21 protein-coding genes are annotated in these 26269 nt (G+C 60.5%); 12 read left to right on the top strand and 9 right to left on the bottom strand.

What is annotated here, in order from left to right; genetic code table 11:
* Nucleotides 1–122: 122 nt before the first annotated feature.
* The 3 genes from ASD32_RS07165 to ASD32_RS07155 all read right to left on the bottom strand — a co-directional run bounded on the left by ASD32_RS07165 (nucleotide 123) and on the right by ASD32_RS07155 (nucleotide 3663).
* Nucleotides 123–1025, bottom strand: a complete 903-nt coding sequence (locus tag ASD32_RS07165) for a LysR family transcriptional regulator (RefSeq protein ID WP_060637331.1) — start codon at nucleotides 1023–1025, stop codon at nucleotides 123–125.
* A 132-nt stretch (nucleotides 1026–1157) separates the two neighbouring features.
* The gene (locus ASD32_RS07160) at nucleotides 1158–1997 is read right to left on the bottom strand and encodes an alkaline phosphatase family protein (protein ID WP_060637330.1); all 840 of its coding nucleotides are present in this window, start codon (nucleotides 1995–1997) and stop codon (nucleotides 1158–1160) included.
* 82 nt (nucleotides 1998–2079) lie between these two features.
* Nucleotides 2080–3663, bottom strand: a complete 1584-nt coding sequence (locus ASD32_RS07155) for an ABC transporter substrate-binding protein (protein WP_060637329.1) — start codon at nucleotides 3661–3663, stop codon at nucleotides 2080–2082.
* A 180-nt stretch (nucleotides 3664–3843) separates the two neighbouring features.
* Here ASD32_RS07155 and ASD32_RS07150 point away from each other — a divergent pair, with 180 nt between their 5' ends.
* Nucleotides 3844–5322, top strand: coding sequence for a PLP-dependent aminotransferase family protein (locus tag ASD32_RS07150; RefSeq protein WP_210171102.1), 1479 nt, complete (start codon nucleotides 3844–3846; stop codon nucleotides 5320–5322).
* 6 nt (nucleotides 5323–5328) lie between these two features.
* On the opposite strand, the gene ASD32_RS07145 is transcribed toward ASD32_RS07150, so the two are convergent.
* From ASD32_RS07145 to ASD32_RS07125, 5 genes are all read right to left on the bottom strand, one after another.
* Nucleotides 5329–7230: a potassium transporter Kup gene (locus ASD32_RS07145; RefSeq protein ID WP_060637327.1), complete on the bottom strand. Its 1902-nt coding sequence runs from the start codon at nucleotides 7228–7230 to the stop codon at nucleotides 5329–5331.
* A gap of 252 nt (nucleotides 7231–7482) precedes the next feature.
* Nucleotides 7483–9282 (bottom strand): NAD(P)/FAD-dependent oxidoreductase, encoded by a 1800-nt coding sequence (locus ASD32_RS07140; protein WP_060637326.1) that lies wholly within the window; start codon nucleotides 9280–9282, stop codon nucleotides 7483–7485.
* A gap of 68 nt (nucleotides 9283–9350) precedes the next feature.
* Nucleotides 9351–10424, bottom strand: a complete 1074-nt coding sequence (locus ASD32_RS07135) for a 2,3-butanediol dehydrogenase (RefSeq protein WP_060637325.1) — start codon at nucleotides 10422–10424, stop codon at nucleotides 9351–9353.
* A 184-nt stretch (nucleotides 10425–10608) separates the two neighbouring features.
* On the bottom strand, nucleotides 10609–12480 hold the full coding sequence (locus ASD32_RS07130) for a sigma-54-dependent Fis family transcriptional regulator (protein WP_060637324.1): 1872 nt from the start codon (nucleotides 12478–12480) through the stop codon (nucleotides 10609–10611).
* A gap of 138 nt (nucleotides 12481–12618) precedes the next feature.
* Nucleotides 12619–13356 carry a FadR/GntR family transcriptional regulator gene (locus tag ASD32_RS07125; protein WP_060637323.1) on the bottom strand — a complete coding sequence of 246 codons (738 nt, stop codon included), beginning with the start codon at nucleotides 13354–13356 and terminating at the stop codon, nucleotides 12619–12621.
* Nucleotides 13357–13765: 409 nt separating this feature from the next.
* On the opposite strand from ASD32_RS07125, the gene ASD32_RS07120 reads away from it, so the two are divergent.
* The 7 genes from ASD32_RS07120 (at nucleotide 13766) to ASD32_RS07090 (ending at nucleotide 21992) form a co-directional block, all read left to right on the top strand.
* Nucleotides 13766–14749, top strand: coding sequence for a substrate-binding domain-containing protein (locus ASD32_RS07120; protein WP_060637322.1), 984 nt, complete (start codon nucleotides 13766–13768; stop codon nucleotides 14747–14749).
* A gap of 121 nt (nucleotides 14750–14870) precedes the next feature.
* Complete coding sequence (locus tag ASD32_RS07115) at nucleotides 14871–16397, top strand: sugar ABC transporter ATP-binding protein (protein WP_060637321.1); 1527 nt, start codon at nucleotides 14871–14873, stop codon at nucleotides 16395–16397.
* Between the two features lie 14 nt (nucleotides 16398–16411).
* Complete coding sequence (locus ASD32_RS07110; RefSeq protein ID WP_060637320.1) at nucleotides 16412–17413, top strand: ABC transporter permease; 1002 nt, start codon at nucleotides 16412–16414, stop codon at nucleotides 17411–17413.
* Between the two features lie 3 nt (nucleotides 17414–17416).
* On the top strand, nucleotides 17417–18319 hold the full coding sequence (locus ASD32_RS07105; protein WP_060637319.1) for an aldose 1-epimerase: 903 nt from the start codon (nucleotides 17417–17419) through the stop codon (nucleotides 18317–18319).
* A gap of 32 nt (nucleotides 18320–18351) precedes the next feature.
* A complete protein-coding gene (locus tag ASD32_RS07100) occupies nucleotides 18352–19980 on the top strand; it encodes a GMC family oxidoreductase N-terminal domain-containing protein (protein ID WP_060637318.1) in 1629 nt (542 codons plus the stop codon).
* Between the two features lie 67 nt (nucleotides 19981–20047).
* Complete coding sequence (gene dgoD, locus ASD32_RS07095) at nucleotides 20048–21196, top strand: galactonate dehydratase (protein WP_060637317.1); 1149 nt, start codon at nucleotides 20048–20050, stop codon at nucleotides 21194–21196.
* A 16-nt stretch (nucleotides 21197–21212) separates the two neighbouring features.
* The gene (locus tag ASD32_RS07090; RefSeq protein WP_060637316.1) at nucleotides 21213–21992 is read left to right on the top strand and encodes an SDR family oxidoreductase; all 780 of its coding nucleotides are present in this window, start codon (nucleotides 21213–21215) and stop codon (nucleotides 21990–21992) included.
* 76 nt (nucleotides 21993–22068) lie between these two features.
* Here the strand turns inward: ASD32_RS07090 and ASD32_RS07085 are convergent, their stop codons facing one another.
* Nucleotides 22069–22800 (bottom strand): GntR family transcriptional regulator, encoded by a 732-nt coding sequence (locus ASD32_RS07085; RefSeq protein ID WP_060637621.1) that lies wholly within the window; start codon nucleotides 22798–22800, stop codon nucleotides 22069–22071.
* Between the two features lie 101 nt (nucleotides 22801–22901).
* On the opposite strand from ASD32_RS07085, the gene ASD32_RS07080 reads away from it, so the two are divergent.
* Genes ASD32_RS07080 through ASD32_RS07065 form a run of 4 tightly spaced genes read left to right on the top strand, consistent with a single transcriptional unit; the run spans nucleotide 22902 to nucleotide 26269 of the window.
* Nucleotides 22902–23504 carry an amino acid synthesis family protein gene (locus ASD32_RS07080; RefSeq protein WP_060637315.1) on the top strand — a complete coding sequence of 201 codons (603 nt, stop codon included), beginning with the start codon at nucleotides 22902–22904 and terminating at the stop codon, nucleotides 23502–23504.
* A gap of 1 nt (nucleotide 23505) precedes the next feature.
* Nucleotides 23506–24303 carry an alpha/beta hydrolase gene (locus ASD32_RS07075; RefSeq protein WP_060637314.1) on the top strand — a complete coding sequence of 266 codons (798 nt, stop codon included), beginning with the start codon at nucleotides 23506–23508 and terminating at the stop codon, nucleotides 24301–24303.
* A complete protein-coding gene (locus tag ASD32_RS07070; RefSeq protein WP_060637313.1) occupies nucleotides 24300–25226 on the top strand; it encodes a flavin reductase family protein in 927 nt (308 codons plus the stop codon). Before ASD32_RS07075 ends, ASD32_RS07070 begins: the two co-directional genes overlap by 4 nt.
* Before the next feature lie 5 nt (nucleotides 25227–25231).
* Nucleotides 25232–26269 (top strand): LLM class flavin-dependent oxidoreductase, encoded by a 1038-nt coding sequence (locus ASD32_RS07065; RefSeq protein WP_060637312.1) that lies wholly within the window; start codon nucleotides 25232–25234, stop codon nucleotides 26267–26269.

Below are 26269 nucleotides of genomic sequence, written 5' to 3'. Positions count from 1 at the left end.
GTTCTGCCGGCGGATTGCCGCCGTGTTTCCTGAACAAGAACCTAGCCGATCTGCATCTGGTGCGGCAGCTAACCATTTCTGAATGGGTTGGTTAGATTAAGTCACCAATGCTGCCTGGTGATCTATCGCAGCGCCGTTTGACGCCAGCGTCTGACATGATCCAAGAACGCCCGCAATTTGGGCGGAACGTTGCGTCGGCTGGGGTAGAAGAGATAGAAGCCGGCAAAGGGCGGGCAATAGTCCTGCAGCACAGCCACCAGTTCGCCGCTGACGATATAGGGTTGGAACAGCTCTTCCATTCCGCAGGTAATTCCACCGCCGCAGAGGGCCGTGTTGACCATGACCCGCATTTCGTTCGTCGTAACCGCAGGCTGAACGGCGACGGCGAAGTCGCGTCCCTGTTCGGTAAATTCCCATCGGTAAGGTGCGACGTCGCGGGACGGGCGCCAGCCAATACAGCGATGTCCGACCAGGTCGCGCGGATGCGTGGGCGCTGGATTGAGCTTGAGGTAGCCCGGGCTGGCGACGGCGATCTGCCGCTGCTCGCCCGACACCGGCAATGCCACCATATCCTGTTCCAGCACCTCTCCCAATCGCACGCCCGCGTCGAAACCTTCGGAGACGATATCGATCGTTTCGTCGGTGATGGTCACATCCAGTGTGACATCCGGACAGGCGCACACAAACTCTGTAAACAGCGATCCATCCAGGAAGCGCTCGGCAATGGACGAGACCGCAAGCCGCAACGTTCCCGATGGCCGTGCCTCGCCCCCGGCATCCTCGATCGCCTGGTTGACATCGCTCATCGCCGGCGCAACACGATCGTAGAGTTTGCGGCCTGCCTCGGTCAGGATAAGGCTGCGGGTGGTTCTCTGGATCAGCGCAACGCCAAGCCGGTCTTCGATCCGGCGGATAGACTGGCTCACCGCCGACCGCGTGACGCCGAGCCGTTCGGACGCGAGGCGAAAGCTGCCGGCTTCAGCAACCGCGATGAAGATCGAAATACCGGTGAAATCCGTTGCCATAAGATGAGGGCCGCCATTGACTGCTGTGATTGCTGGACAAAACCAGGCAATGTGCCGACTCTGACCGGCACGTCAACATCCGGCGGCCTGGCACGGCTTGTTCCAGTCAATGGCTCATGCCGGTGCCCGCCGTCAAAACAGGAATGGCTTGCCCTTCATGCTCGCCGGGATCGGCACGCCAAGCCTGGACAGGACGGTGGGTGCGAGATCGAGCTGGTCGAGCAGGGTATCGGCAGGGGGGCCTTCGCCGCTGCCGAACCAGTAGAAGGCAAAGTCCTGCATCTCATCGTCATGGCCGCCGTGATGTCCGCGGTTGGTCTGGCCATGATCGGCCGTGACGATGACCTCGTAGCCATTCTTGCGCCAGCGCGGCAGGAAGGCTGCCAGTTGCGCGTCGATTGTAAAGCAGGCCGCGTCCATCTGCGTGCAATCATGGCCATAGCGGTGACCCATGCTGTCGAGCGTGCAGGTGTGCAAGATACCGTAGTCGATGGCATAGCGCTCGGTCAGCATCGTGAGCGTTGCGAACAGATCGAGATCGCTGGGGGTCATCTGGTTTTGATGATTATAGCCCGCCATCGTGTGAAACCGGCCATGATGGATGGGTCCTTCCGCCTCATCATATTCGATGTCGCGCACCATATCGAACGGCGCACGTTGAAAGAAGGTAGACCAGAAGGAATGCGTCACGGCACCCGTCTTGCCGCCGGCCTTTGAAACTTCGGAGAAGATGTCGGGCTGCTCGACGCGAAACAGCGTCTCGTTGGACAGGACGCCGTGGATCTGGGGCGGCACGCCGGTATGGATCGAGGCATAGCAGGATGCCGAGGTGGATGGCAGCACGGAGCGCATCTTCCACACCTGCGCCTCGCCGGCCTGGACCCAACCCTCGAGATTGCCCATGAGCCGCCGCGCGGTGCGCCACGGCTGGCCGTCGAGAATGATAAGAAGAAGTTTGTTGCGAAGAGGCATGGTGCTGTTCGATTACCTGTGCTGGCCGGATACGCCGCCCTTTCTCAAAGGTGGCGCGGCGGGTCGTGTTGCTGACAATGTTTCAGGCGTTGAGCCAGCAGCGCAGCGGCGCGTCTCCATTCATCAGTTCCCCGGCCGGATTGTCCACCCAGCCCGCGACGTTTTCGCTGATGCCGTCGATGAAGTCGTTGAACATCGGCACGATCAATCCGCCTTCGTCCCGCATCATCACCGCCATGTCCTGATACATTCCCCGCCGCTTGGCCTCGTCCAGTTCTCCGCGCGCTGTGATCAACATCGTGTCGAAGCTCACATTCTTGAACCGGGTATCGTTCCAGTCGGCTGTCGAGAGGTAGCCTGTCGAATACATCTGATCCTGGGTCGGCCGCCCGCCCCAATAGGAGGTCGCAAAGGGCTGGGTATTCCAGACGTTCGACCAATATCCGTCACCCGGCTCGCGTTTGACCTCAATGTCGATGCCGCCTTTCTTGGCGCTTTCCTGGTAGAGGACGGCTGCATCCACGGCACCGGGGAAGGCAACCTCGGACGTGCGCAGAAGGATGCTGCCTGTGTGGCCGGATTTCTTGAAGTGGAAGGCGGCTTTGTCAGGGTCATAATTGCGCTGTTCGATGTCTTCGAAAAGCGGATAGGCCTTGTTGATCGGCGTATCGTTGCCGACCGAGCCATAGCCGAAGAGAATGCGCTTGAGCATCGTTTCGCGATCCATCGCGAATTTCAGGGCGAGACGCAGGTCCTTGTTGTCGAAAGGAGCGGTATCGCAGAACATGTTGAAGGGATAGAAGCCGCGGCCTGCGACGTTCTTGATGGTGACCTTGCGCATGTTCTTGAGCAGGGGGACGGTCTTTGGCTCGATGCGGTTGATCATGTGTACCTGGCCGCTCTGAAGGGCCGCGATGCGTGCCGTAGCGTCGTTGATAACGACGATTTCCACCTGTTCTGCAAAGCCGACCTTGCCGGTTTCCCAGTAATTTTCGAAACGGGTCGCGTTGTAGCGCACTCCGGCTTCGCTGCTGGCAAGCTTGTAGGGCCCTGTGCCAATCGCCGCTTCCGGTGCGCCGGCTCCGCCATCTGGCTGAATGACCAGATGATAATCGGTCATCAGGAACGGCATGTCGGCATTGCTTTCCTTGAGCGTAAAGACAACCGTATCGCCATCCACCTTGATGGTGTCGATGTCCTTGAGGATGCCGAGCGCGCCGGATTTCGACTTTGCATCCGTATGCCGTTCGATCGTCGCGGCGACGTCTTGCGGGGTCAATGTCCTGCCGTCGTGGAACTGCACGCCCTTGCGAATCTTGAAGGTCCAGGTCTTGGCGTCGGGGGCGGCAACCCATTCTTCGGCCAGCACTGGAATGGGTGAACCGTCCGGCGCCAGCCAGACAAGCGTTTCGCCCCAGAGATGGTTGACCATCGCGGAGACCTGGTTGGTGGCGAGACCCGGATCGAGACTGTCGGTCGATGCGCCGCCCTGCATGCCGACCTTGAACGTACCTCCGCGTACAGGTCCTTCGGCGCGCACAGCCGTGGACAAGAGCGATCCGGCCATCGCGACACTCACACCCAGGGCAGCACTGCGCCCGAGAAAATCCCGGCGCGACAGCCGGCTCTTTGCAACGAGGTTTGAAAGGTAGGTCAATTCATCCATCGATAGTCCCCCGTTACGGACAAAATCTGCCGGGCCACGGCCCGTTCAGCGATGCCCTTTTGAAAATCGTGTGTGGATATTGACCGGAAAGAATGCTGGATACATATCCAGAAAACGGAAAAACGGCCAGTCCACTTGTCATGGCCTTGAAACACCCGATGGAGATGACTTATCGCGCGCGTGATCGACGGGTCCAGTTTGGACGGGCTGATACTCGATGCAAAGAGTGCGCTGCCGCTTTACCTGCAACTTTATGATGGGCTGCGGCAGATGATCCTGTCCGGGGCCATTCCGGGTGGCACCCGCATACCCTCGTCCCGCGTTTTATCAGAGAGCCTGGGAATTTCCCGTTTCACCGCCGTGACGGCGCTCGATCAGCTGATCGCAGAAGGATATCTGAATTCCGCGCGGGGCAGCGGCACCTATGTCGAAACCGTCCCCAAGCGCAGCCCCATCACGTCCAGTGTGGCCATGCAGCGGGACGAGCCGGTCACTGACCAGTTCGACGCGTTGATTTCGCGCCGCGCAAAGACGCTGTCATGGCGCAGCTCGCTCACCCTCAATGACGGATCGCAATATCTGCACATGGCGACGCCCGATCACCGGCTGTTTCCCGTGCAAATATGGTCAAAGCTGACAAAAGAGGTTTTTACCGAGTGCGATTTTCGTATCGTCAATTATCGCGAAATCCTCACGCCGTCGCTGCTGGAACAGCAGATTGCCCAGCATATTGCCATCAGCCGCGGCATCCGGTGCGATCCCGAGGACGTGGTGACCACGCTCGGCGCCCATCACGCCGTCAATCTTCTCGCCGAGCTGCTCCTTGATCCCGGAGATACGATCGCCTTCGAGGAGCCGGGCATGGCGGCAATCCGATCGATTTTCCAGTCCTATGGCTGCCGGATCGAGCCGATGCATGTCGACGCCTCCGGTCCCAATCCGCAGACGATCGATCGCCGCGACGTCAAGCTGGCCTTCGTGACGGCCGCAAAGCAGCAGCCGATGACGATTGCCATGCCGATGAAACGGAAGCTGGAAATGCTGCATTGGGCTGCCGACCGTGGCACGTTGATCATCGAGGACGATCTGGGCAGCGAATTCCGCTATCAAGGTGGGCCCATCCCGCCGTTGAAGTCTCTGGATCAGGCCGGCCAGGTCATTTATGTCGGCGCCTTCAGCATGTCCTTGCTGCAATCCTTGCGCGTCGGCTACATGATCATGCCAAGGGCGCTTGCCGCCAAATGCCGCCGTTTGATCCAGGTCCGTTACCGGGCATTGCCGCAGTTTACCGAGCAGATCGTTGCCCGCCTCATCGAGGATGGGCACTATAGCCGTCATCTTCATCGCATGCGCCGCATTTACGCGAAACGTCAGACCCGGCTCTTGCAGATCATCCGTACCGATTTCGCCGATATTTTCGAACCGCCCGATTTCACGGCTGGGTTCTATATTCTTTGCTATTACAGGGATCAGTCGATCGACGAGGACGCGGTGCTGATCCGATGCCGCGAGCATAATCTCGGTGTTGAGCAACTGTCTTATTACTATGCCAACCGGTCATCGCCCCGAAAGGCGCTTCTCATCGGTTTTGCCGCGTCAAACGAGGAGGAGATTGAGCTCGGAACACAATTGCTGAGTCGCTGTATCGACCAGAGGTGATATCCTCTAAATCGTCACCTGCTCGCCGATCTCGACAACGCGGTTTGCCGGAAGCTTGAAATAGGCTGACGGATCGATCCCGAGCCCGGCGAGCGAGATGTAGAGACTGTCCTGCCAGCGGGGCAGTCCGGAATTCGGATCGCCGATCAGCGTGCGCCGGCCGAGATAGAACGAGGTCTGCATGATCTCGAACTTGAAGCCCGCCTTCTTCTTGCAAACGGCGAGCGCCTTGGACACATTCGGCTCGTCCATGAACCCGAAACAGAGTTCCAGCCGTGCAAACCTGTCGTTGATGGGAGTTATGACCGCGCGTTCGTCGTCTGAGACATAGGGCTTTTCGGAGGTCCGGACGGTCAGGATAACGTTCTTTTCATGCAGGACGTGGTTGTGCTTGATGTTGTGCAGAAGGACTGCCGGTGTCTTGTCGCCAACGCTGGTGAGGAAAACGGCGGTTCCTGGAACCGTAGCCGGAGCATGTTTCGACGTCGTTATCGACTGGATGAATTTTTCCAGCGGGATATCGTGATGGGCGGTTTTTTCACGCAGCAGGCGCGAGCCCTTGGTCCAGGTCCACATGACAACCATGATCCCGAGCGCAAGCGCCACGGGAACCCAGCCGCCATCGTGAATCTTCAGAAGGTTCGCGCCAAGGAAGATCGTTTCAAGCAGGAGAAGCGGCACGAGGATGGCTGCGGCGGAGAGGGCAGACCAACCCCAGACGGAGCGCAGGAACTGGAAGGACATCAGGGTCGTCACCACCATCGCGCCGGTGACGGAGATACCGTAGGCGGTGGCGAGCGATTCGGAATCGCCGAAGGCGAAGATCAGGACGATGACGCCGACAAACAGCAGCATGTTCACGGCCGGAACGTAGATCTGGCCCGTATTCGTCTCGGAGGTGAAGGTGATCTGCAGGCGCGGCAGGAAGCCGAGGTGAACCGCCTGGCGGGCAAGGGAAAAGGCTCCGGTGATGACGGCCTGGCTGGCAATGATGGTGGCCATGGTTGCCAGGATGACGACGGGCAGCAGCGCCCATTCGGGATACATCAGATAGAACGGATTATCGGCGGCCGCCGGGTTGGCAAGGACGAATGCGCCCTGTCCAAGATAGTTGAGCGCGAGTGCTGGAAAGACCAGGATGAACCATGCGGTCTGGATCGGCTTACGGCCGAAATGGCCGAGATCGGCATAGAGCGCCTCGGCCCCCGTAACGGTCAAAAACACGGCGCCCAGCACGATGAGGCCGACAAAACCCGCATGGGTGATGAACCAGACCGCGTTGACCGGATTGAGCGCCTGCAGGATCGTCGCATCATCGCCGATATGGAGCAGGCCGCCCCAGGCCATGACGAGAAACCAGACCACGGTGATCGGGCCGAAAAAATTCGATACGGCAGCCGTTCCCTTCGACTGGACCAGGAACAGCCCGGCCATGATCGCCGCCGACATCGGCAGGACGTAGCCGGAAAGGGCTGGTGTCACTAATTTCAGTCCCTCAAGCGCCGACATGACCGAAAGGGCGGGCGTGATCATGGCGTCACCGATGAAGAGTGCGGCGCCGATGATGCCGGCAAAGAACAGCACAGGCATGTAGCTGCCGGTCTTCTTCATCAGCAGAGCCAATAGCGACAGCGTGCCGCCTTCGCCGTCATTGTCCGCTCGAAGCAGGAACAGGACATATTTGAAGGTGACGATGATCGTCAGTGTCCAGACCATCAGCGAGATCAGGCCGACGACTTCCTGTTCGCTCACGCCATCGTGGGAAAAAGGACGAAGCGCCTCGCGAAACGCGTAGAGAGGGCTCGTGCCAATATCGCCGTAGACGACGCCGATCGAGCCCAGAAGCAGGACGAGAAACTTACGGGTATCGGGCTTCTGGGAAGTCTCGGCGGCGATGGGCGCTGTCATAAAGTGCTCCGGCGCCTCAGGGCGCTGTGAATTGCTCGCCCCTATATGGTGCAATGCAGCGCCGGCGGCAATTGCCTTGTCACGACAGAGTTCCGGTTGTCTTCACATCAGCGGCCGCTTGGAGAACCGGAGAGCCCAAGGCCGCCTGTGTCACAGCGTGCACAAAAGGCAGCAGTGAGGAGCGAACTGCGCCGCTCCCCACTGCCTCCGCCTTGTATTTCGGGCCAACAAGGCGGCTTGAACCTTTTACGCTCAGCGCCTGTGGTGGACGGGCTGAAGCGCGTAGACAGGCACAGGCAGCCCTTCCATTCGTGCTTTCAGCTGCAGTGCCAGATATTGCGAATAGTGGCGCGACTGGTGCAGGTTTCCACCATGGAACCACAATGCCTCCTGTTGCGTCGGTTTCCACATGTTGCGCTGCTCGCCCTCCCAGGGTCCCGGATCTTTTGGCGTGTCCGAACCGAGGCCCCAGACCTTGCCCACTTTGTCTGCGGTCTCCTGATCGATGAGATCGGCCACCCAGCCGTTCATCGACCCGTAGCCGGTGGCATAGACGATGACGTCGGCAGGAATTTCCGTGCCATCCGAAAGCTTGATGGAATTCTCCGTGATCTCCTCTACCTGGCCGGCCGCAAGCTTGACCTTGCCGTCGATGATGAGCTGCGAGGCGCCGATGTCGATATAATAGCCGGAGCCGCGGCGCAGATATTTCATGAATAGACCGGAGCCGTCCGTACCCCAGTCCAGCTGGAAGCCCGCTTTTTCCAAAGCCGCATAGAAGTCCGCATCGCGCTCGCGCATCTTGTCGTAGAGCGGGATCTGGAACTCGTGCATGATCCGGTAAGGCAGCGAAGCAAAGATCAGATCGGCCTTCGCTGTCGTCACGCCGTTTGCCAGCGCCTGTTCGGAATAGAGCGATCCCAGCCCGATATCCATCAGCGTGTCGGACTTGACGATATGGGTCGTCGAACGCTGGATCATGGTGACGTCGACGCCCGCCTCGTAGAGGGCGGCGCAGATGTCATGGGCCGAATTGTTCGAGCCGATGACAACGACTTTTTTGCCCGTGTAGCCATCTGGTCCCGGATGTTGCGAGGAATGATGCTGCTCGCCCAGAAAACGGTCCCGGCCGTTAAAGTCGGGAATATTCGCCTTGCCGGACATGCCCGTCGCAAATACCAGCTGCTTGGGCCGGAGCACGACCTCCTCGCCATCGCGATCGACGATGATCGTCCATTCCTTCGCCGCTTCATCCCATTTTGCCGATTTGGCGGTCGAGCGGGTCCAGTAGTTCAGCTCCATGACCTTGGTGTAGAATTCGAGCCAGTCGCCGATCTTGTCTTTCGGCGCAAAGACCGGCCAATTCTTTGGGAAATCGATATAGGGCAGGTGATCATACCAGACGGGGTCGTGCAGGCAGAGTGACTTGTAGCGCTTGCGCCAGCTGTCTCCAGCCCGATCGTTCTTTTCCAGAATGATCGTCGGCACGCCGAGCTGGCGCAGCCGTGCACCGAGCGCAATGCCGCCCTGGCCGCCGCCGATGATGACGGTATAGGGCTGCTTTTCGTAGCCGAGCGTGCTGGCTTCCTCCTCGCGCTCCTCCTTCCAGGTCTTGGCGCCGAGCTCCTTGCCGTGCTTGGCCCCAAGCGGCCGGGTAAAGCCGGATTTTTCCTCATGGCCCTTCAGCTCGGACAGCGCCGTCAGCAGCGTCCAGATCTGGCCGTTCTTGAAACGCACCAAGCCGTAGCCGCGTCCGGTTGCCGTTTCAAACGTGATCCAGCTTTCGAGCACGCCGTCGGCTTCCGTGGCCTGCTCGCCAGTGGCGACGCGCCAGTTCGAGGGTTTGGCGGTCGCAAGCTGCGCCTGCAGCATGTCGCGCACCTGGTCGCGGCCTTCGACAGTTTTCAAATTCCAGGTGAAGGCGACGAGATCGCGCCAGTAGCAGTCTTCGGCAAACAGGCTGATGGCGTCGTCGATCCGCCCGGATTCCAGCGCTGCCCCGAAGGTGTCGAGAAGCGCCTGAAGGCGGGTGGTGGGTGTCTTGTCGAGCATTCTTGTATCTCCTCCTGCTGAGTTTAAAAACGGGACGGCTCCTCAACCGCCCCGCAAGACGGATCGGCCTATCGCGACAGGTCGATCAGGATTTTCAGGTGTTTGCCGGCGGGATCGAGCAACTGGTCGAAACCTTCCGTGACCGCCTCGCTCAGCGAGACATATTTGGTGACGATCCGGCTTGCCGGGATCTGGCCGCTAGCGATCAGCCGCGCGACGCGCGGCCAATAGTGGGTGGGGTACGCCCAGGAGCCACGGATATCGATGTCCTTGAAGGTGACATCGAACCAGTTCAGCGGGTTTTCGCCAGGATGAAGCCCGGTCTGGACGACGACGCCTTGCTTGCGCACGGCATCCGCGCAGTTTTTCAGCGCGTGTTCGTTGCCGACACATTCGATGGCGACATCGCAACCGGCATTGCCTTCGGTCTCGGCGCGGATGACATCTCCCACGGTCTCGCTCTTCGGATTGATCGTGCGAATCTCGCCAAGTGCTTCCCGCGCCAGCGACAATCGCGTGTCGTTGAGATCGGACAAGAAGATCTGCGACGCACCGGCGGCCCGTGCGGCCATGGCAACCAGAATGCCGATCGGTCCGGCACCGGTGACAAGCACGCTGTTGCCAGCCGTCACCCCGCCACGGTCGCAGGCATAGACCGCAACGGCGGTCGGTTCGATGAGGGCGGCTTCCTGGTCCGAGAGCGCATCGGGAATGGGCTGGACATTGTAGCCGTTGAGAAGGGCCGCCTGCGCCATCCCTCCGGAATGCCAGGAGAGACCCGCGAGTGCCAGATTGGCACTCAAATGAAAGAGGCCGCGGTCGGCATAATAATCGCCCTGGCGGGGCATGATCAGCGGCTGGATGGACACCCGGTCGCCGGGCTTCACATGATCGACGCCCTCGCCGACAGCCTTGACGATGCCGCCGAATTCATGGCCGAGAATTTGCGGCCCATGCGCCCCGGTAAACGGGTGCGGTTCCTTCGGCACGAAGATGGGACCATAGGCATATTCGTGCAGATCCGTGCCGCAGATGCCGCAGAATCTGTTGTCGACGAGCACCTCGCCCGGGCCGGGCTCGGGGGGATTGTTCACGTCTTCGATACGCAGATCCTTGGCGGCGTGAAAGCGCAGTGCCTTCATTTCATGTCCTCCTATTGTTCTTGAACAGGAAGGTCAGCAAGCGGCGTGCCAGATCGGATTACAAGGAATTTTTTCAGGTATTTCAGATGGTTATGATAACTCCACCCTGACTAAATCCAAGCGGACGCAACAGGGCAGCGCAACGGGCGTTGCGCCGGACGCAACAGGTGTTGCAGCCGTTGCGTCAGTTGAGCCGGTTGAGGCGCCGGTGGATGGTGGAGCGGTTGACGCCGAGTTTTCGTGCCAGCGCCGAGACGTTGTCGCCGCACTCGCGCAGCGCCTGGCGCAGGTCGTCGTCTACGCCGGACGCCGCCGTCGCATCCCCTGCAAAGAGGTGATCGGGCAGGCAAGCGAGATCGAGAACGCCATCCTCCGAGAGCGCGGCTGCCACGCGCAGCACGTTGGAGAGCTCGCGCAGGTTTCCCGGCCAGTCATGCGCAAGCAAGGCCGCCTGCGCTGCCGTGTCGATCCGGTAGGACGCGCCGTTTTCCTTCTCGATGCGCCTAAGCATTTGGTCGATCAGCCAGCCGAGGTCTTCGCGTTCGCGCAATGCCGGCAGGGATACGGTGGCTGCGTTCAGGCGGTAATAGAGGTCTTGGCGGAACCGGCCCTCCTTGACCAGATCGGTGAGGTCGCGGTGGGAGGCCGACAGGACCCGAAGGCGGACCGGCTTTGACTTCAAGGCGCCAACCGGCTGTATTTCGTTTTCCGACAAGACGCGCAACAGCCGGCTCTGCAGGCCAAGCGGCATGTCGCCGATCTCGTCGAGAAACAGCGTGCCGCCGCTCGCCTCTTCGATGAGGCCACGCTTGCCTTTCTGGCTGGCCCCGGTAAACGCGCCGGATGCATATCCGAACAGTTCCGACTCAATCAGGTGTTCGGGAATTGCCGCGCAGTTGACGGCGACGAAATTGCCGTTGCCGCCACAGCTGTCGTGGATGGCCCGCGCCAGATATTCCTTGCCGCTGCCAGTCTCGCCCTGGATGTGAATGGGGATGTCGCGCGCTGCCAGCTTGGCGGCGCGGATCTGCAGCCGTTCCATGGCGGCGTCACCATTGCTGAGATCCCGCAACGCCCGCGGCAGGCGCGGCTCGGGCACTTTCGGCGCGCGGATGTTGACGGCAGGGGCAATCGCGCTGGCAAACAGGACGAGCCCGCTGCGCGCCCGCAGCAGCCGTTCGCCATTCGGCCGGCCGCGCATGAACCTCGGCAGATCGTCGATATCGATATCGAAGACCTCCGAGATTGGCTGGCCAAGGAAATCACGTGTTGCAAGGCCGCGCATGTTCATGGAGCGGGCGAGCGCCCCGAAGCCTCCATGCGTCAGGCCGGTAATGCGGCCGCTACCATCGAGCGCAATCGCCGCATCGGGATCGACATCGAGGAATTCCGGCGAGCGGGCCAGACGCAGAACCCAGTCATTGCGCGTGCGGGTCATCAGGTTGGCAAGCTCGATACGCCGTGCAGTCGAGGCGACCAGATGCAGCGCCAATTGCTGGCTGGCCTTTGCCGTCGGCGAGCGCAATTGCGAAATATCGAGCACGGCGGTCAGGTCCCCCAGCGTATCGTAGACGGGGGCGGCCGTGCAGGTGAGCCCGATATGGCTGGTATCGAAATGGTCGTCCTGATGAATGATGACGGGTTCTCCGGAGACGATACAGGCGCCAACCGCACATGTACCGGCGCGGTTCTCCGACCATTCCGAGCCGAGATAGAGGCCTGCCTTGCGCAACTGATTGTCAAAGGTCGGATCGCCCATGAAATCGACGGTGACGCCGCGCGCATCCGACAGGAGCAACACGTAATTCTGCCCGGCGATCTGCGTGAACAGGGCTTCAAGGCCGGAACGGCCGATGCGGATCAGCTCTTCTGCCTGCTCGCGATGTTCGCGCAGCTTGAACTCCGGCACGATATAGGCTTCCTGCGCGATCGTCGGATCCAGCTTGTAATCGTTGAGGCAGCGCAGCCAGGACTGGATGACCGGCGTATCGCGTGGGCTGACGGCGCCCATGCCGACGCGCTCGATCTCTCGTATGTGCGACAGCGTCGATACCATCAAGCCATCCTCCCGGACGGATGGTCGCATATTCAGGCCCGGCTCACAATCGTGATGATCGGCCTATCACCCGAAGTGATCGGCGCATCCGTGATGCGGGGTTATATGAAGGCGGCTGCTGGCTTTCGCTCCACGTGATCAGGAACGGTTGCGCAGGGCCTCCGCAATCTCGCTGCGCGCAACGCCGATGAGCTTTTCCATTGCGTGGCGCGCCACGTCCGGCTGACGCATCCGGATGGCTTCCAGAACTTCCTGATGTTTCAGGATTGCCTGCTCGTGCGACTGGCTGGCGCGGTTGGTCAGCCGGAAACTGGCAAGCAATGCGGCCCGGATTGCGGTGGCGAACTGGCGGTAGACCCAATTGCCGCTGGCATTGATGATGGCAGTGTGAAATTCGAGATCCGCACGGCTCCAGGCTTCGGTGTCGCGCGCATTGGCCTCGACCATGTCCTCAAAGGACTTGGAAATCTGAAACAGCTGCCGTGCGGTTGCATTGGAGGCTGCCTGTGCGGCGGCGGCCGGCTCCAGGAGCAGGCGGGCATCGATCAGCGATGTATAGAAACGATCATCCGTGCCGAATTTCAAGGTGGCATCGAGCACCAGCGGGTCGAGATAGTTCCAGTTCTCCCGCGGCAGGATGGTCGTGCCGGCCCGCGTGCGCGAGCGGATCATCCCCAGTGCCGACAGATGTTGCATGGCTTCGCGCAGTGTCGTGCGGCTGACGCCGAACCGGTCCGTCAGCTCGGCCTCATTGGGAAGCGTCGATCCCTCGGCCATTTCGCCGGAGATGATTTTATCGATCAGCTGCTGGAGAAGCGCTTCGCGAACGCTGCGCTTGCCGCTTTCGGCGATCGGGAGACCTTCGGCGGTCGTCATTCCCCTCGTCCTGCCAACAGTCAATGTCTATCCTCCCTGCATTGTCCTTACGGTCACGAAGATGGTGATCCGCCCGCTTCGAACGGTCGGATACGCATCGCGATTCATCTCGATTGCCAACCAGCATAGAATAAATACTATTTATATCAAGGAGGCTGGTATAGCCACCGCTGATAAAATCTATGTGCTATTTTGTGGTCAAGCCTCTGATATATATAGGATTGTGAAAATGACGACGCGTTGAGGCAATGATCGTAGCCTGAGAGAGACAACGGTTCTCAAAAAATAAATCCTATTTATATTGACAATGATATGATGAACATTATTTTGGAACCGTTCCGCCGGAGGTGCGGGATCGCAGCCGGTCGGTCGCGCATCACGAAATTCGATTTCATTTGGGAGGAGCAACATGAAGCTCATGAAAACAGCCGCTTTGACGGCGATGACGATGCTGGCCGTTGGCGCTGCCGCCGGTCCATCTTCGGCGCAGGACAAGGATTTGAAGGTCGGCGCGATCTATATGGATGCGCAGGGTTTTTATGCCGGTGTCCGCAAGGGTATCCAGACCGGAGCCGCCGATGCCGGCCGCAAACTCGACATCATTGAAACCAACGCGCAGGGCGATGTCAGCAAGGAATCGTCCTTCATCGATTCGCTGATCTCCGCCGGCGTCCAGGCGATCATCGTTTCGCCCGTGTCTGCCGATGGGTCCTACCGCGCCATTCAGCGTGCCCATGACGCCGGTATCCCGGTCGTCTGCTACAACACCTGCCTCGGCGACAAGGACATGAAGGAATTCGTGTCGGCCTATGCCATCGGCGATCCCCATGATTTCGGTTTTAAGCTGGGGGATGCTGCGGCCGACTATTTCATCGCCGAAAAGAAGGATGCGCCGAAGATCGCCGTTCTCAATTGTGAATTCGTCGAAGTCTGCGTCACGCGCCGCAAGGGTTTTGAAGAAGCGCTTCTGGCCAAGGTGCCGGGTGCCCAGATCGTTGCCAACCAGGAAGGTGCCACGCTCGACAAGGCTGTTTCCGTCGCTGCGACCATGCTGTCCTCCAATCCGGATCTCGACGCCTTCTTCGGTGAGGCGGGTGGTGCGACGCTCGGGGCTGCCCGTGCCGTCAAAAGCCAGGGCCGTGTCGGCAAGACCGTGGTGTTCGGCGGCGACATGACCACGGAAATCGCCCAGGAACTGGTCGATTTCACTGTCATCAAGGCCGTTGTCGATATTTCCGGTCAGGGCCTGGGCAAGCTGGCCCTGGCGCAGGCGATCAAGTCGATCGATGGTCAGGCACCTGCAGACATCAAGGTGCCCTACGATATCGACCTGTATAACTCGACGGAATCGGCCAAGGCCTGGCTCGAAGCCCATTCCGACGGCATTCCGTGATCTCCCAGGCTGCCGCCAGCCCTTGGGCGGCGCACTTGACCCGACCGGCAGGGCGAACATTCTCAGTTTGCCCTGCCGGACCACGCCTTGATGGCGCATCAACTCCGAAACAGGCTTCGTCATGATCCATTCTGCCCCTAGCCCGAGCCCTGACCGGACTGTCATCGCATCGATCGAAGGTTGTACCAAACGCTATCCCGGCGTTTTGGCACTCGACAACGCCACATTCGATGTGGCTGTGGGCGAAGTGCGCGCGCTGCTTGGCAAGAATGGTGCTGGAAAATCCACGCTGATCCGCATGCTTACTGGCGCTGAAGTGCCCGACACCGGAACGGTGCGTATCGATGGCGAGGAATTGACCCAATCCGGCTCGGCCCGGGCGCAGGAAGCCTTCGCCAAGGGCGTGCGCGTCGTTTATCAGGAACTCTCGCTCGTACCCGGCATGACGCTGGCGGAAAATCTCTTTCTCGGCCGCTGGCCGCGCAAGGCCGGCATTCTCAGCTATTCCGATATGGAAGCGCAGGCGCAGGAGGCGATGGCACGCCTTGGCCTCGACCTGCCGCCGTCCCGGCTGGTGGCCGGTCTCAGCCCCGCCGAGCGCCAGCTGCTTGAAATCGCCCGGGTGCTGCTCGGCAAGCCGAAACTGGTGATCCTCGACGAGCCGACCAGCTCGCTTGCCGCAGCAGAAGCCGAAAAGGTGATGACCGCCGTCAAGCGCATCGCCAGCGAAGGTATTGCCGTCATCTATGTCAGCCACCGGATGAACGAGATCCGCCGGATTTCGCAATCGGCAACCGTCATGCGCGATGGCAGGATCATTGACACGGTTGACGTGGCCGGCGCCGATACGCGCGACATCGTCCGGTTGATGCTCGGCTCGGAGGCGGCGCAGGCCGCCGTGCTCGAAACGAAATCGCGCGAAAAAGTCGTTTTGGAAGTGACCGGTCTGGCGCTGGAGCCGAAACTCTCCTCGATCTCCTTCAAGCTGCGCCAGGGCGAGGTGCTTGGCATTGCCGGCCTTCTGGGCTCCGGCCGCACGGAGTTGCTGCAGTCGATCATGGGTGTTCGTGCCTTTGATCGCGGCACGGTCTCGGTTGATGGAAAAACCGCCGGCCGGCCAAAATACCGGCGCATGCTGGATGCCGGTTTTGGCTACACGCCGGAAAGCCGCAAGGAAGAGGGCATCGTGCCGCTTCTCGGTGTCGATGAAAATACGGTCTCGACCGATTTTGCGAGTGTCAGTTCCTACGGTGTCCTGTCGGCGCGCCGGATGGCGCAGGCGACGCGCAGGGTCATCGAGCGGCTTCATGTCAAAACTGCTGAGACCGATACGCCGATCGGAACCTTATCGGGCGGCAACCAGCAAAAGGTCGTCATCGGCCGCTGGGTGCATGCCGACAGCCGCATCCTTCTGCTTGACGAGCCGACGCGCGGCGTCGATGTCGAGGCGAAGGCCCAGATCTATGCCATCATCCGCCAGCTTGCCGCCGAAGGCCGCAGCATCATCTTCGTCTCCAGCGAGATCGAGGAGCTGCCGCTTGTCTGCGACCGCGTCGTGGTCCTGCGCGAAGGCACGCTGAAGGAAGAATTCACATCCCCCGATATCGATCAGGATGCCGTCATGGCAGCCTGCATCGCCGGTCACTGACGGAGAATACGCAAATGTCCCTGGAACAGGCAGCCAAGACGCCCGCATCCGCTGAGCGCCGGCGCGGTGGGTTCTCGCAGCACATGAACGAAATCAGCCTCTTCGTTGCGATCGCCGTGCTTTACATCGTCTTTACCGCCACCGCCGGCGGCTTCATGACGTTCAACAACCAGATCAACATCCTGCGCGATGCGGCAACGATCGGCATTGCCGCCTGGGCGGCGACGCTGATCATCATTTCCGGTGAAATCGACGTCAGCGTCGGCCCGATGGTGGCCTTCATTTCCGTGGCGCTGGCCTATCTCCTGCAATGGGGCGTTCCCACACCGGTCGCCTTCGTGTTCGCGATCGCCATAGGCGCTGCACTTGCATCCATCGCCGGCATCTTGCGTGCCTATTTCGATGTGCCGTCCTTTGTCGGCACGCTTGGCCTGTGGAGCGCGCTGCGCGGCACGGCACTGTTCGTCACCGATGCGCTGCCGGTCTCGATCGGACGCAACGATATCGTCGATATGCTCGACCGTCCGGTGCTGGGGGTTCCTCCCGCTGCCATCATCATGCTGGTGCTGTTTGCCGTCTTTGCCTTCGTCAGCCGCAAGACGGCTTTCGGACGCTCCGTCTTTGCCATTGGCGGCAACCCGCACGCGGCCTTTCTCTCTGGCATCAATGTTTCGCGCATTCGCGTCGCCCTCTTTGCCATCGCCGGTGCCATGGCGGCCGTGTCCGGCATCCTTCTTCTCTCGCGGCTGGGCTCCGGCAATGCGACGGCTGCAAGCGGCCTGGAATTTGACGTCATTGCCGCGGTCGTTGTTGGTGGTACGGCTCTTTCGGGTGGGCGCGGTTCCATGCTCGGCACCTTGCTCGGCGTGCTGGTCATCACCCTCATCGGCAACGGCCTCGTGCTTCTCGGGATCAATCCGTTCTTCCAGCAGGTGGTGCGCGGCCTGATCATCGTTATCGCGGTTCTTGCCAATATCCAGGCGATCAAGCGCGGCGCGGCCCGCAGCAAGGGGTAGGCCGTGACTGCCGTTCATCTCAGCAATGGAAATCTTTCGGCCCGCATATCCACCAAGGGTGGCATCGTGCTCGGCTTCTGGTGGGAGCGCGATAGGGTCCGGTTGCCGCTTTTGCGCGAAGCGCCCGGTGACGACGCCGATGCCTTAGCGTCCGGCTGCTATCCGCTGGTGCCGTTTGGCAATCGTGTCCGGGACAACCGGTTCAGCTTTCGCGGCCGCGACTATCGTTTCCAGGCCAATACCGATTGGGACAGGCATTATCTGCATGGCGAAGGCTGGCAGGCGGAGTGGACTGTCGCGCAAGAGACGGCCGGTTCGCTCGATCTTTTGTTTCATCATGCGGCCGACGAGATAACACCGTATAGCTATGCGGCATCCCAGCGTTTCGTGCTGCAGGAGGGCGGCTTCAGGCTGACCCTATCGGTCACCAATACGGGGGAAGACGCGCTTCCTTTCGGGCTCGGCTGGCACCCTTATTTTCCAATGACGCCAAAGACGACGCTGCTTGCGCCGGCGCGAAAATACTGGACGGAAGTAGACGGCTGGCTGCCGGGCGAGGCGACGGACATTCCGTTAGATGTCGATTTCAGCGATCCGCGCAGTCTGCCCCATCGCTGGGTCAACAATGGCTTTGAGGATTGGTGCGGCGAGGCGCAGATTGTCTGGCCGGAGCGGCAGGCGCGGCTTTCCCTGACGGCGGATCCGTTGTTTCGCCACGCTTTCGTCTTCGTGTCCGACACCAGCTTCGATCCGGCTTTTCAGCGGGACTATTTCTGTTTCGAACCGATGTCGCATCTGGCAGACGGCCACAACATGACGGGTCTCGGCGATCTGAGAGTGCTTGAACCCGGAGAAACACTTACGGGCAGCATCCACATGAAGCCGTCTGCCTGGGCAGAACAGTAGCATTTACCGCCAGCGCGGTTGGAGAACAGGACATGTCCCAGGGGACGGCATACGACTATATCATCGTGGGCGGTGGCAGTTCGGCCTGCGTCGTTGCCGCGCGTCTCGTGCGCGATGGCAAGGCGCGCGTTCTGATGCTGGAGCGGGGCCCCCGCAAGGCCAATCCGATCATGCATTTTCCGGCGGGCTACATGAAGTTTCTCGCCAAGGACACCTATCTGTCGATGCATCAGACCAAGCCGCAGGAACAGCTGAACGGCCGGGGTCCGATCGTGCCGCAGGGCAAGGTCCTGGGTGGGGGCAGCACGGTCAACGCCATGGTCTACATGCGTGGGCAGGCGGCCGATTATGATCGCTGGAACGAGGCGGTGACCGAGCCGGGGACAAACAATGATGGCGCCTGGTCGTACCGGGATATCCTGCCCTATTTCAAGGCGCAGGAAGACAACGATCATCTCGGCGGCGAATTCCATGGGGTTGGCGGACCGCTGAAGATTTCCGATCTTGGCCATACCAGCCCGATGACGCGCACCTATGTCAAAACCCTGCAGGGCATGGGCATTCCGTATAATCCGGATTTCAACGGCGCCGGACAGTTCGGCGTCGGCTTCATGCAGCATACGATCGACTGGCATACCCGCCGCCGCTGCAGCGCGGTCGATGCGTTTCTCGCTCCCGTGATGAACGATCCGCTGCTGACGATCGAAACCGGGGCGACCGTCACGCGCCTTGTTCTGGAAAATGGCAGAGCTGCCGGCGTCGATTACATGCAGAACGGCTCGAAGAAGACCGCTACCGCCGGCGTCGAAGTCATTCTGGCGGCAGGAGCCTATCAGACGCCGAAAATCCTCATGCTCGCCGGCATCGGCCCGGAAGATGAGCTTTCCCGTCACGGCATTCAGACGGCAGTTTCGCTCTCCGGCGTCGGCCGCAACCTGCAGGATCACTACGAGTGCCCGGTGGTCGCGACGACCAAGGGTTCGTTCGGCTACTATGGGGCGGATCGTGGCTGGCCGATGATCAAGGCCGGGCTTCAATATCTGCTGTTCAAATCCGGCCCTGCGACCACGACCGGCGTGGAAACATGCGCCTTTTACGATCCCGACGGCAACAATGCGGAACCGACGATCCAGATGTTCTGCGTGCCGACCGTCTATCTCGACCGGGATGTGATGGGCACCGATCCCGGGGATGGCGTTACCATCAATTCGCTGCTCTTGAGACCCAAGGCGCGCGGCAGCGTCACGCTTGCCTCCACTGACCCGTTTGCCAATCCCATCGTCGATACGCAAATCTTCACGCATCCGGACGATCTGCGTCTGACGATCGCCAGCTTCCGGTTTGCCCGCACGGTTCTTGCGGCTTCGCCGATGCGGGAACTGATCGACAAGGAAATCTTCCCCGGCATCGACGTGACGAGTGACGAGGCGATCGCCGATCATTGCCGCCGCACGGTCAAGACCGGTTACCATCCCGTCGGCACCTGCAGAATGGGACACGACCGGGATCCGCAAGCCGTTTTGACACCGGACCTGAAAGTCCGTGGCGTTGATCGGCTGCGCGTCATCGATGCCTCGATCATGCCCACCATCGTCAGCGGCAACACCAATGCCGCCGTTCTCGGCGCTGCCGCAAAGGCCGCCGATCTCATTCTTGCGTAGGCCTCCTGAATGTCCGGTCCCCGCTTCATCTCAATCCCGTTTGCGTTCAGCAAGAAGGCATGACCCGATGAAAATCACCAAGCTCACCACCTACATCGTTCCGCCACGCTGGTTGTTCCTGAAGATCGAGACGGATGAAGGTGTTTCCGGCTGGGGCGAACCGGTGGTCGAGGGCAGGGCGCTGACAGTGCAGGCAGCCGTCCACGAACTGGAAGACTACCTGATCGGGAAAGATCCGTTCCTGATCGAGGATCACTGGAACGTCCTGTATCGCGGTGGGTTCTATCGCGGCGGCGCCATCCATATGAGCGCCATTTCCGGCATCGACCAGGCGCTCTGGGACATCAAGGGCAAGGCGCTCGGGGCACCCATCCATTCGTTGCTGGGCGGGCAGGTGCGCGACAGGATCAAGGTCTATTCCTGGATCGGCGGCGATCGTCCCGCCGACGTCGCCAACAATGCCCGCGATGTCGTCGCTCGCGGTTTCAAGGCGATCAAGCTCAACGGCTGCGAGGAAATGCAGATCGTCGATAGCTGGGAGAAGGTCGATAAGGCAGTCCAGACCATCGCCACCATCCGCGAGGCGGTCGGTCCCTACATTGGCATAGGTGTCGATTTTCACGGCCGTGTGCACAAGCCGATGGCCAAGGTGCTCGCCAAGGAACTCGATCCCTACAAGCTGATGTTCATCGAAGAGCCGGTTCTGTCGGAAAACAAGGAAGCGCTTCGCGACATCGTCAATCATACGGGAACACCGATCGCGCTCGGTGAGCGGCTCTATTCGCGCTGGGATTTCAAGCAGGTCCTTTCCGACGGCTTTGTCGATATCATCCAGCCCGATCTTTCCCATGCCGGCGGCATTACCGAATGCCGCAAGATCGCGGCCATGGCGGAAGCCTATGACGTGGCACTCGCCCCTCATTGCCCCCTGGGCCCAATCGCCCTTGCCGCCTGCCTGCAGATCGACGCCGTCAGCTACAACGCCTTCATTCAGGAGCAGAGCCTCGGCATCCACTACAACAAGAGCAACGATATCCTCGATTACATCTCCAACAAGGACGTCTTCCAGTACGCCGACGGTTTCGTCAGCATTCCGCAGGGGCCAGGGCTTGGTATCGAGGTCGACGAGGCCTACGTGATCGAACGCGCCAAGGAAGGCCACCGCTGGCGCAACCCGATCTGGCGTCATGAAGACGGCAGTTTTGCAGAATGGTGAAACAGGAGACTTGACCATGACGGACCGTCTCAAGGGCAAGCGGATCATGATCACCGGTGCTGCGCAGGGCATCGGCCTTGCCATCGCCAAGGCGTGCGCGGCCGAAGGGGCGCGCCTGTTCCTGATCGATATGGATGAAGACCTCCTCGGGAAGGAAGCGTCCGCGCTGAATTCCACGGGTGCTGTTCTTGGCTTTGCCGGCGCAAGCATTACCGATGCTGCCGCGATCGGCGATGCCGTCGAGCGTGCAGCCGCAGAGATCGGCCCGGTCAACGCGCTGATCAACAATGCCGGCGTCAACGTGTTTCATGAACCGCTGGAAACCAGCGACGCGGAATGGCAGCGCTGTTTCGACGTCAACCTCAAGGGCGCCTGGAATTGTACCAAGGCGGTGCTGCCCGGTATCATTGCGGCCGGCGGCGGTGTGGTGCTCAACATCGCGTCCACCCATGCCTTCACCATCATCCCGCACACGTTCCCCTATCCGCTTGCCAAGCACGCGCTGCTCGGCATGACCCGGTCGCTCGGTCTCGAATATGCCGGTAAGGGCGTGCGCGTGAACGCGCTGGCACCGGGTTATGTTTCCACGCAGAAGGTCATCGATTACTGGAACAGCTTTCCTGACCCGGTCGCGGCGAAGGCGCAGACGATGAAACTGCACCCCGGCGGCCGTATCGCGTCACCGGAGGAAATTGCGCTTGCCGCCGTGTTCATGATTTCCGACGAATGCCCGTTCATGAATGCGACCTGCCTGACCATCGATGGCGGCCTGAGCATCCAGCAGCACGGAGCCTGAGACGGTGAAATTGGGGCGGACCTGTAATCGCTGATTGCGCCGGCCTTCACCGGACTATGTACCCCCTTGCGCGGCATTACCGTCCGCCGTCATGCCGTCTTTCCGATTCCAGCAAAGTTCGCGCTATCTCCGCGGCCTCGGAAATATGCGCGCGGCAGGCGGCATCGGCGGCGTTGGGATCGTTTCGTTCGATTGCATTAAAGATTTCCCGCATGCGCGCAGGACCCGATACGGTGCGGTTTGTCGTGGCCAGCGTCATCACGCGCAGCCGGGAAATCCGGCTGTTGAGGCGCTTGACGATATCCCATGCGATTTCGTGGCCCCCTGACAGGAAGATCTTCTCATAGAACTGCGTGGTCGCAGCGAGGATCGTCAAAGGGTCGTTCTTGCGGGAGTTGCGGTCGAGATCTTTCAGCACCGCTTTCAGCTTTTCCTTGGTGGCGGATGTCGCGTTGCGGGCGCAGTCGGCAACGGCGGTCGTCTCCAGTGCAATACGGACATCATAGATCTGCCGGGCCTGATGCCAATCGATGAGGGCGACAATGGGTCCCTGTTTCGGCGCCGTTTCGATGAGGCCCTCGGTTTCGAGATGGCGCAGCACCTCCCGGATGACCGAGCGCGATACGCCGAGCTGATCGCACAAGGTGCGCTCGACGAGGCGCTGCCCTGGGCTGAAAAGCCCGGCGATGATGGCGTTGCGCAACCGCTCGAGCGCCATTTCCCGCAGGGTGACCGGCGGCGTGTCGATCCGCAACGATTCCAAGTTTGGGGCAGGGGCGGCGGCTTGGGCAAACAGGTTCTGGCTCATGCTTTCCTTCATAGCCGCTGAAATGATTCAGAACAAGACTTGACACGTCGTCTTATGGTATACCATCATATGATATATCGACGCATTGAAGGAAAACGGCCTTGACCATCGAAATTCGCAAGACCCTGTTACAGGTTGAAACCGTGCTGATCGAGGGAGGCAAGGCCGCCGCAACGCCGCTCAAGCTCTATACGGCCATTGCAGTGGTGAAGAACCCCTGGGCGGGCAAAGGCTTTGTGGAGGACCTGAAGCCGGAGATTCATAGAACGGCGCCGGTGCTCGGCGAACTCCTGACGCGGATGATCATTGATGCTGTCGGCTCGGGCGATAACGTCGAAGCCTATGGCAAGGCTGCGGTCGTGGGGCTTGATGGCGAGCTCGAACATGCCTCCGCCCTCATTCATACCCTGCGTTTCGGCAATCACTACCGCAGCGCCGTCGGCGCGAAATCCTATCTCGCCTTCTGCAACACGCGCGGCCCTGCCAATGCGCCGGTCATGATCCCGCTGATGGACAAGAACGACGAAGGGCGGCGCTCGCATTATCTCACCATCCAGACGTCGGTCGGCGATGCGCCGGCAGCCAATGAAATTCTCGTGGCCCTTGGCGCGTCGGTCGGTGGCCGCCCGCATCATCGTATCGGCGACCGCTACCAGGATCTGAAGGATCTCGGCAACGACGCCACCAATCCGGCAGCTGTCTGATATGGACACGGCCCCGCGATCCCATACGAAAAACCGCACGGCTTACGTGGAGCAGGGTTCCGGCGAGCCGCTGGTGCTGATCCATGGGGTTGGCATGCGGCTGGAAGCCTGGGCGCCGCAGATGGCTACGCTCAGCAGATCGAACCGGGTGATTTCAGTCGATATGCCGGGCCATGGCGAAAGCCGGGCCTTGCCGGAAGGGTCGGGCCTCCAAACGTTTGTCGACTGGCTTGGCCTTTTCCTCGACGACCTCGCGCTTGATCGTGCCAATGTCGCAGGACATTCGATGGGCGCGCTGATTGCCGGCGGCGCTGCGGCGACATTCGGAAACAGGATCTCCCGTGTCGCGCTTTTGAACGCGGTCTTTCGCCGGGATCCGCTGGCGCGCACCGCAGTCATGGAAAGAGCCGGGAAAATCCACGATGGAGAGGTTGATATCGATGGGCCATTGCTGCGCTGGTTCGGCGCAGACGCTCAAGGGAGCGAGGTCTACCGGTTGACCCGCCGCTGGCTGTCCTCCGTTGATCGCGCCGCCTATGCCACAGCCTATGCAGCCTTCGCCGGTGGAGATGCCACCTATGCGGATGGCTGGCAAAAGGTGCGTTGCCCGGCGCTGTTTCTGACGGGCGCAGACGACCCCAACTCGACGCCGGCGATGGCGCAGGCAATGGCGGATGCAGCGCCTCATGGTTACGCTGTGCTGATTGCGGGCCACAGGCATATGGTCAATCTGACCGCACCCGGTGAGGTCAACACGATCCTTGCGAACTGGCTGGCGAAACCGGAGGAAACACGATGAGCGAGACGAGTTTCGATGCACGCGCGCTGCGTGACGCGTTCGGCGCTTTTCCAACCGGCGTGACGGTGGTGACCACGCATGATGCGTCGGGCCAGCCGGTCGGCTTTACCGCCAATTCCTTTACCTCCGTTTCTCTCGATCCGCCGCTGCTGCTTGTCTGTCTGGCAAAAACGTCGCGGAATTTCGAGACGATGACGAAGGCGGGAAAATTCGCCGTGAACATCCTGTCGGAAACCCAGAAGGACGTTTCCAACACGTTTGCACGTCCGGTCGAAGATCGTTTTGCTGCCGTCGAATGGAAACCCGGGCCAGAGGGATCGCCGATCTTTGCCGATGTCGCGGCCTGGTTCGATTGTTTAACGGAGCAGGTTCTGGACGCGGGCGATCACGTCATCATGACCGGCCGGGTCGGAGCTTTCGACAACAGCGGTAAGAACGGTCTTGGCTATGCACGCGGCAGTTATTTCACCCCCGCATTGGCCGGCAAGGCCGTATCCGCAGCAGCGGAGGGGGAGGCACAGCTGAGCGCGGTGATTGAACGCGACGGTGATCTTCTTTTCCTGAGCAACGGCACACTCAGCCTCCCGGCCTGCGCGATGGAAAGCGGCGAGCCCGTCCAGACCTTGCGCGCTCATCTTGAACGGCTGACGGGGCTGAACATTTCGATCGGATTTCTCTACTCCGTCTACGAGAGCCGCACCGACAACCGCCAGCACATTGTCTACCGTGCAACGGCAAGCGCCGGCGAACCTGCTGCCGGCCAATTCATGGCGCCCGCCGCTGCGCTGCAGGAAAAATTCGACAGCACCGCGACAGCGGATATCGTCCGGCGGTTTGATCTCGAAAACTCGATCGGGAATTTCGGCGTTTATTTCGGCAATGAGATAGCCGGCAAAGTTCACCCGGTTTCAAGGAAGGCCTGAGCGCGATGAAATTCTCCCTCTTCGTTCATATGGAACGGCTTGACGCTGAGCAGGACCACAAAACCCTCTATGAGGAATTCGTGGCGCTTTGCGAGATTGCCGACAAGGGCGGCATGCATGCGATTTGGACGGGCGAGCATCATGGGATGGATTTCACCATCGCGCCCAACCCGTTCATCACGATCGCCGATCTGGCGCGCCGCACCACCAATGTCAGGCTCGGCACGGGCACGGTGATCGCGCCGTTCTGGCACCCGATCAAGCTCGCAGGCGAAGCGGCGATGACCGATCTCATCTGCGATGGGCGGCTGGATATCGGCATCGCGCGCGGCGCCTACTCCTTCGAATACGAGCGCCTGCTGCCGGGGCTCGACGCCTGGGGTGCCGGCCAGAGGATGCGCGAACTCATTCCTGCCGTCAAGAAACTGTGGGAGGCGGACTATGCCCATGATGGCGAGTTCTATCAGTTTCCATCCACCACATCGGCGCCGAAACCGGTTCAGCAACACCCGCCGATCTGGGTCGCGGCGCGTGATCCGAACTCGCACGAATTCGCGGTTGCCAACGGCTGCAACGTGCAGGTGACGCCGCTCTGGCAGGGAGATGATGAGGTCGAGACTTTGATGGCGCGCTTCAACGAAGCGTGCGGCAAGAACGCTTCAGTCGAACGGCCGAAAATCATGCTGCTGCGGCACACCTATGTGGGGTCGGATGAGCCCGATATCGCGCAGGCCGCTCATGAAATGAGCGTTTATTACAATTATTTCTTTGCCTGGTTCAAGAATGAGAGGCCGATCCATCAGGGCCTGATCGAGCGTATTTCGGCCGAGGACATCGCCGCAAATGCCATGCTTTCGGGCGACGTCATGCGGCGCAACAATGTGATCGGCAATGCCGAACATGTCATTGCAAGGCTGAAGGCCTATGAGGCCATGGGCTATGATGAATATTCCTTCTGGATCGACACGGGCATGAGCTTCGAGCGCAAGAAGGCATCGCTCGAGCGTTTCATCGCCGATGTCATGCCGGCATTTGCGGAGTAA

The sequence above is a fragment of the Rhizobium sp. Root483D2 genome, from assembly GCF_001426685.1.
Taxonomy (GTDB): domain Bacteria; phylum Pseudomonadota; class Alphaproteobacteria; order Rhizobiales; family Rhizobiaceae; genus Pararhizobium; species Pararhizobium qamdonense.
This window is presented reverse-complemented; position numbering and strand designations above follow the sequence as displayed.

Bases quoted from the DNA above. Each gene is read 5' to 3' on its own strand.
- ASD32_RS07110 (WP_060637320.1), top strand. From the start codon at position 16,412: ATGTCCCTGGAACAGGCAGCCAAGACGCCCGCATCCGCTGAGCGCCGG.
- ASD32_RS07100 (WP_060637318.1), top strand. From the start codon at position 18,352: ATGTCCCAGGGGACGGCATACGACTATATCATCGTGGGCGGTGGCAGT.
- ASD32_RS07160 (WP_060637330.1), bottom strand. From the start codon at position 1,997: ATGCCTCTTCGCAACAAACTTCTTCTTATCATTCTCGACGGCCAGCCG.
- ASD32_RS07065 (WP_060637312.1), top strand. From the start codon at position 25,232: ATGAAATTCTCCCTCTTCGTTCATATGGAACGGCTTGACGCTGAGCAG.
- ASD32_RS07070 (WP_060637313.1), top strand. From the start codon at position 24,300: ATGAGCGAGACGAGTTTCGATGCACGCGCGCTGCGTGACGCGTTCGGC.
- dgoD (WP_060637317.1), top strand. From the start codon at position 20,048: ATGAAAATCACCAAGCTCACCACCTACATCGTTCCGCCACGCTGGTTG.
- ASD32_RS07145 (WP_060637327.1), bottom strand. From the start codon at position 7,230: ATGACAGCGCCCATCGCCGCCGAGACTTCCCAGAAGCCCGATACCCGT.
- ASD32_RS07165 (WP_060637331.1), bottom strand. From the start codon at position 1,025: ATGGCAACGGATTTCACCGGTATTTCGATCTTCATCGCGGTTGCTGAA.
- ASD32_RS07125 (WP_060637323.1), bottom strand. From the start codon at position 13,356: ATGACGACCGCCGAAGGTCTCCCGATCGCCGAAAGCGGCAAGCGCAGC.
- ASD32_RS07090 (WP_060637316.1), top strand. From the start codon at position 21,213: ATGACGGACCGTCTCAAGGGCAAGCGGATCATGATCACCGGTGCTGCG.
- ASD32_RS07075 (WP_060637314.1), top strand. From the start codon at position 23,506: ATGGACACGGCCCCGCGATCCCATACGAAAAACCGCACGGCTTACGTG.
- ASD32_RS07115 (WP_060637321.1), top strand. From the start codon at position 14,871: ATGATCCATTCTGCCCCTAGCCCGAGCCCTGACCGGACTGTCATCGCA.
- ASD32_RS07140 (WP_060637326.1), bottom strand. From the start codon at position 9,282: ATGCTCGACAAGACACCCACCACCCGCCTTCAGGCGCTTCTCGACACC.
- ASD32_RS07155 (WP_060637329.1), bottom strand. From the start codon at position 3,663: ATGGATGAATTGACCTACCTTTCAAACCTCGTTGCAAAGAGCCGGCTG.
- ASD32_RS07135 (WP_060637325.1), bottom strand. From the start codon at position 10,424: ATGAAGGCACTGCGCTTTCACGCCGCCAAGGATCTGCGTATCGAAGAC.
- ASD32_RS07130 (WP_060637324.1), bottom strand. From the start codon at position 12,480: ATGGTATCGACGCTGTCGCACATACGAGAGATCGAGCGCGTCGGCATG.
- ASD32_RS07120 (WP_060637322.1), top strand. From the start codon at position 13,766: ATGAAGCTCATGAAAACAGCCGCTTTGACGGCGATGACGATGCTGGCC.
- ASD32_RS07085 (WP_060637621.1), bottom strand. From the start codon at position 22,800: ATGAGCCAGAACCTGTTTGCCCAAGCCGCCGCCCCTGCCCCAAACTTG.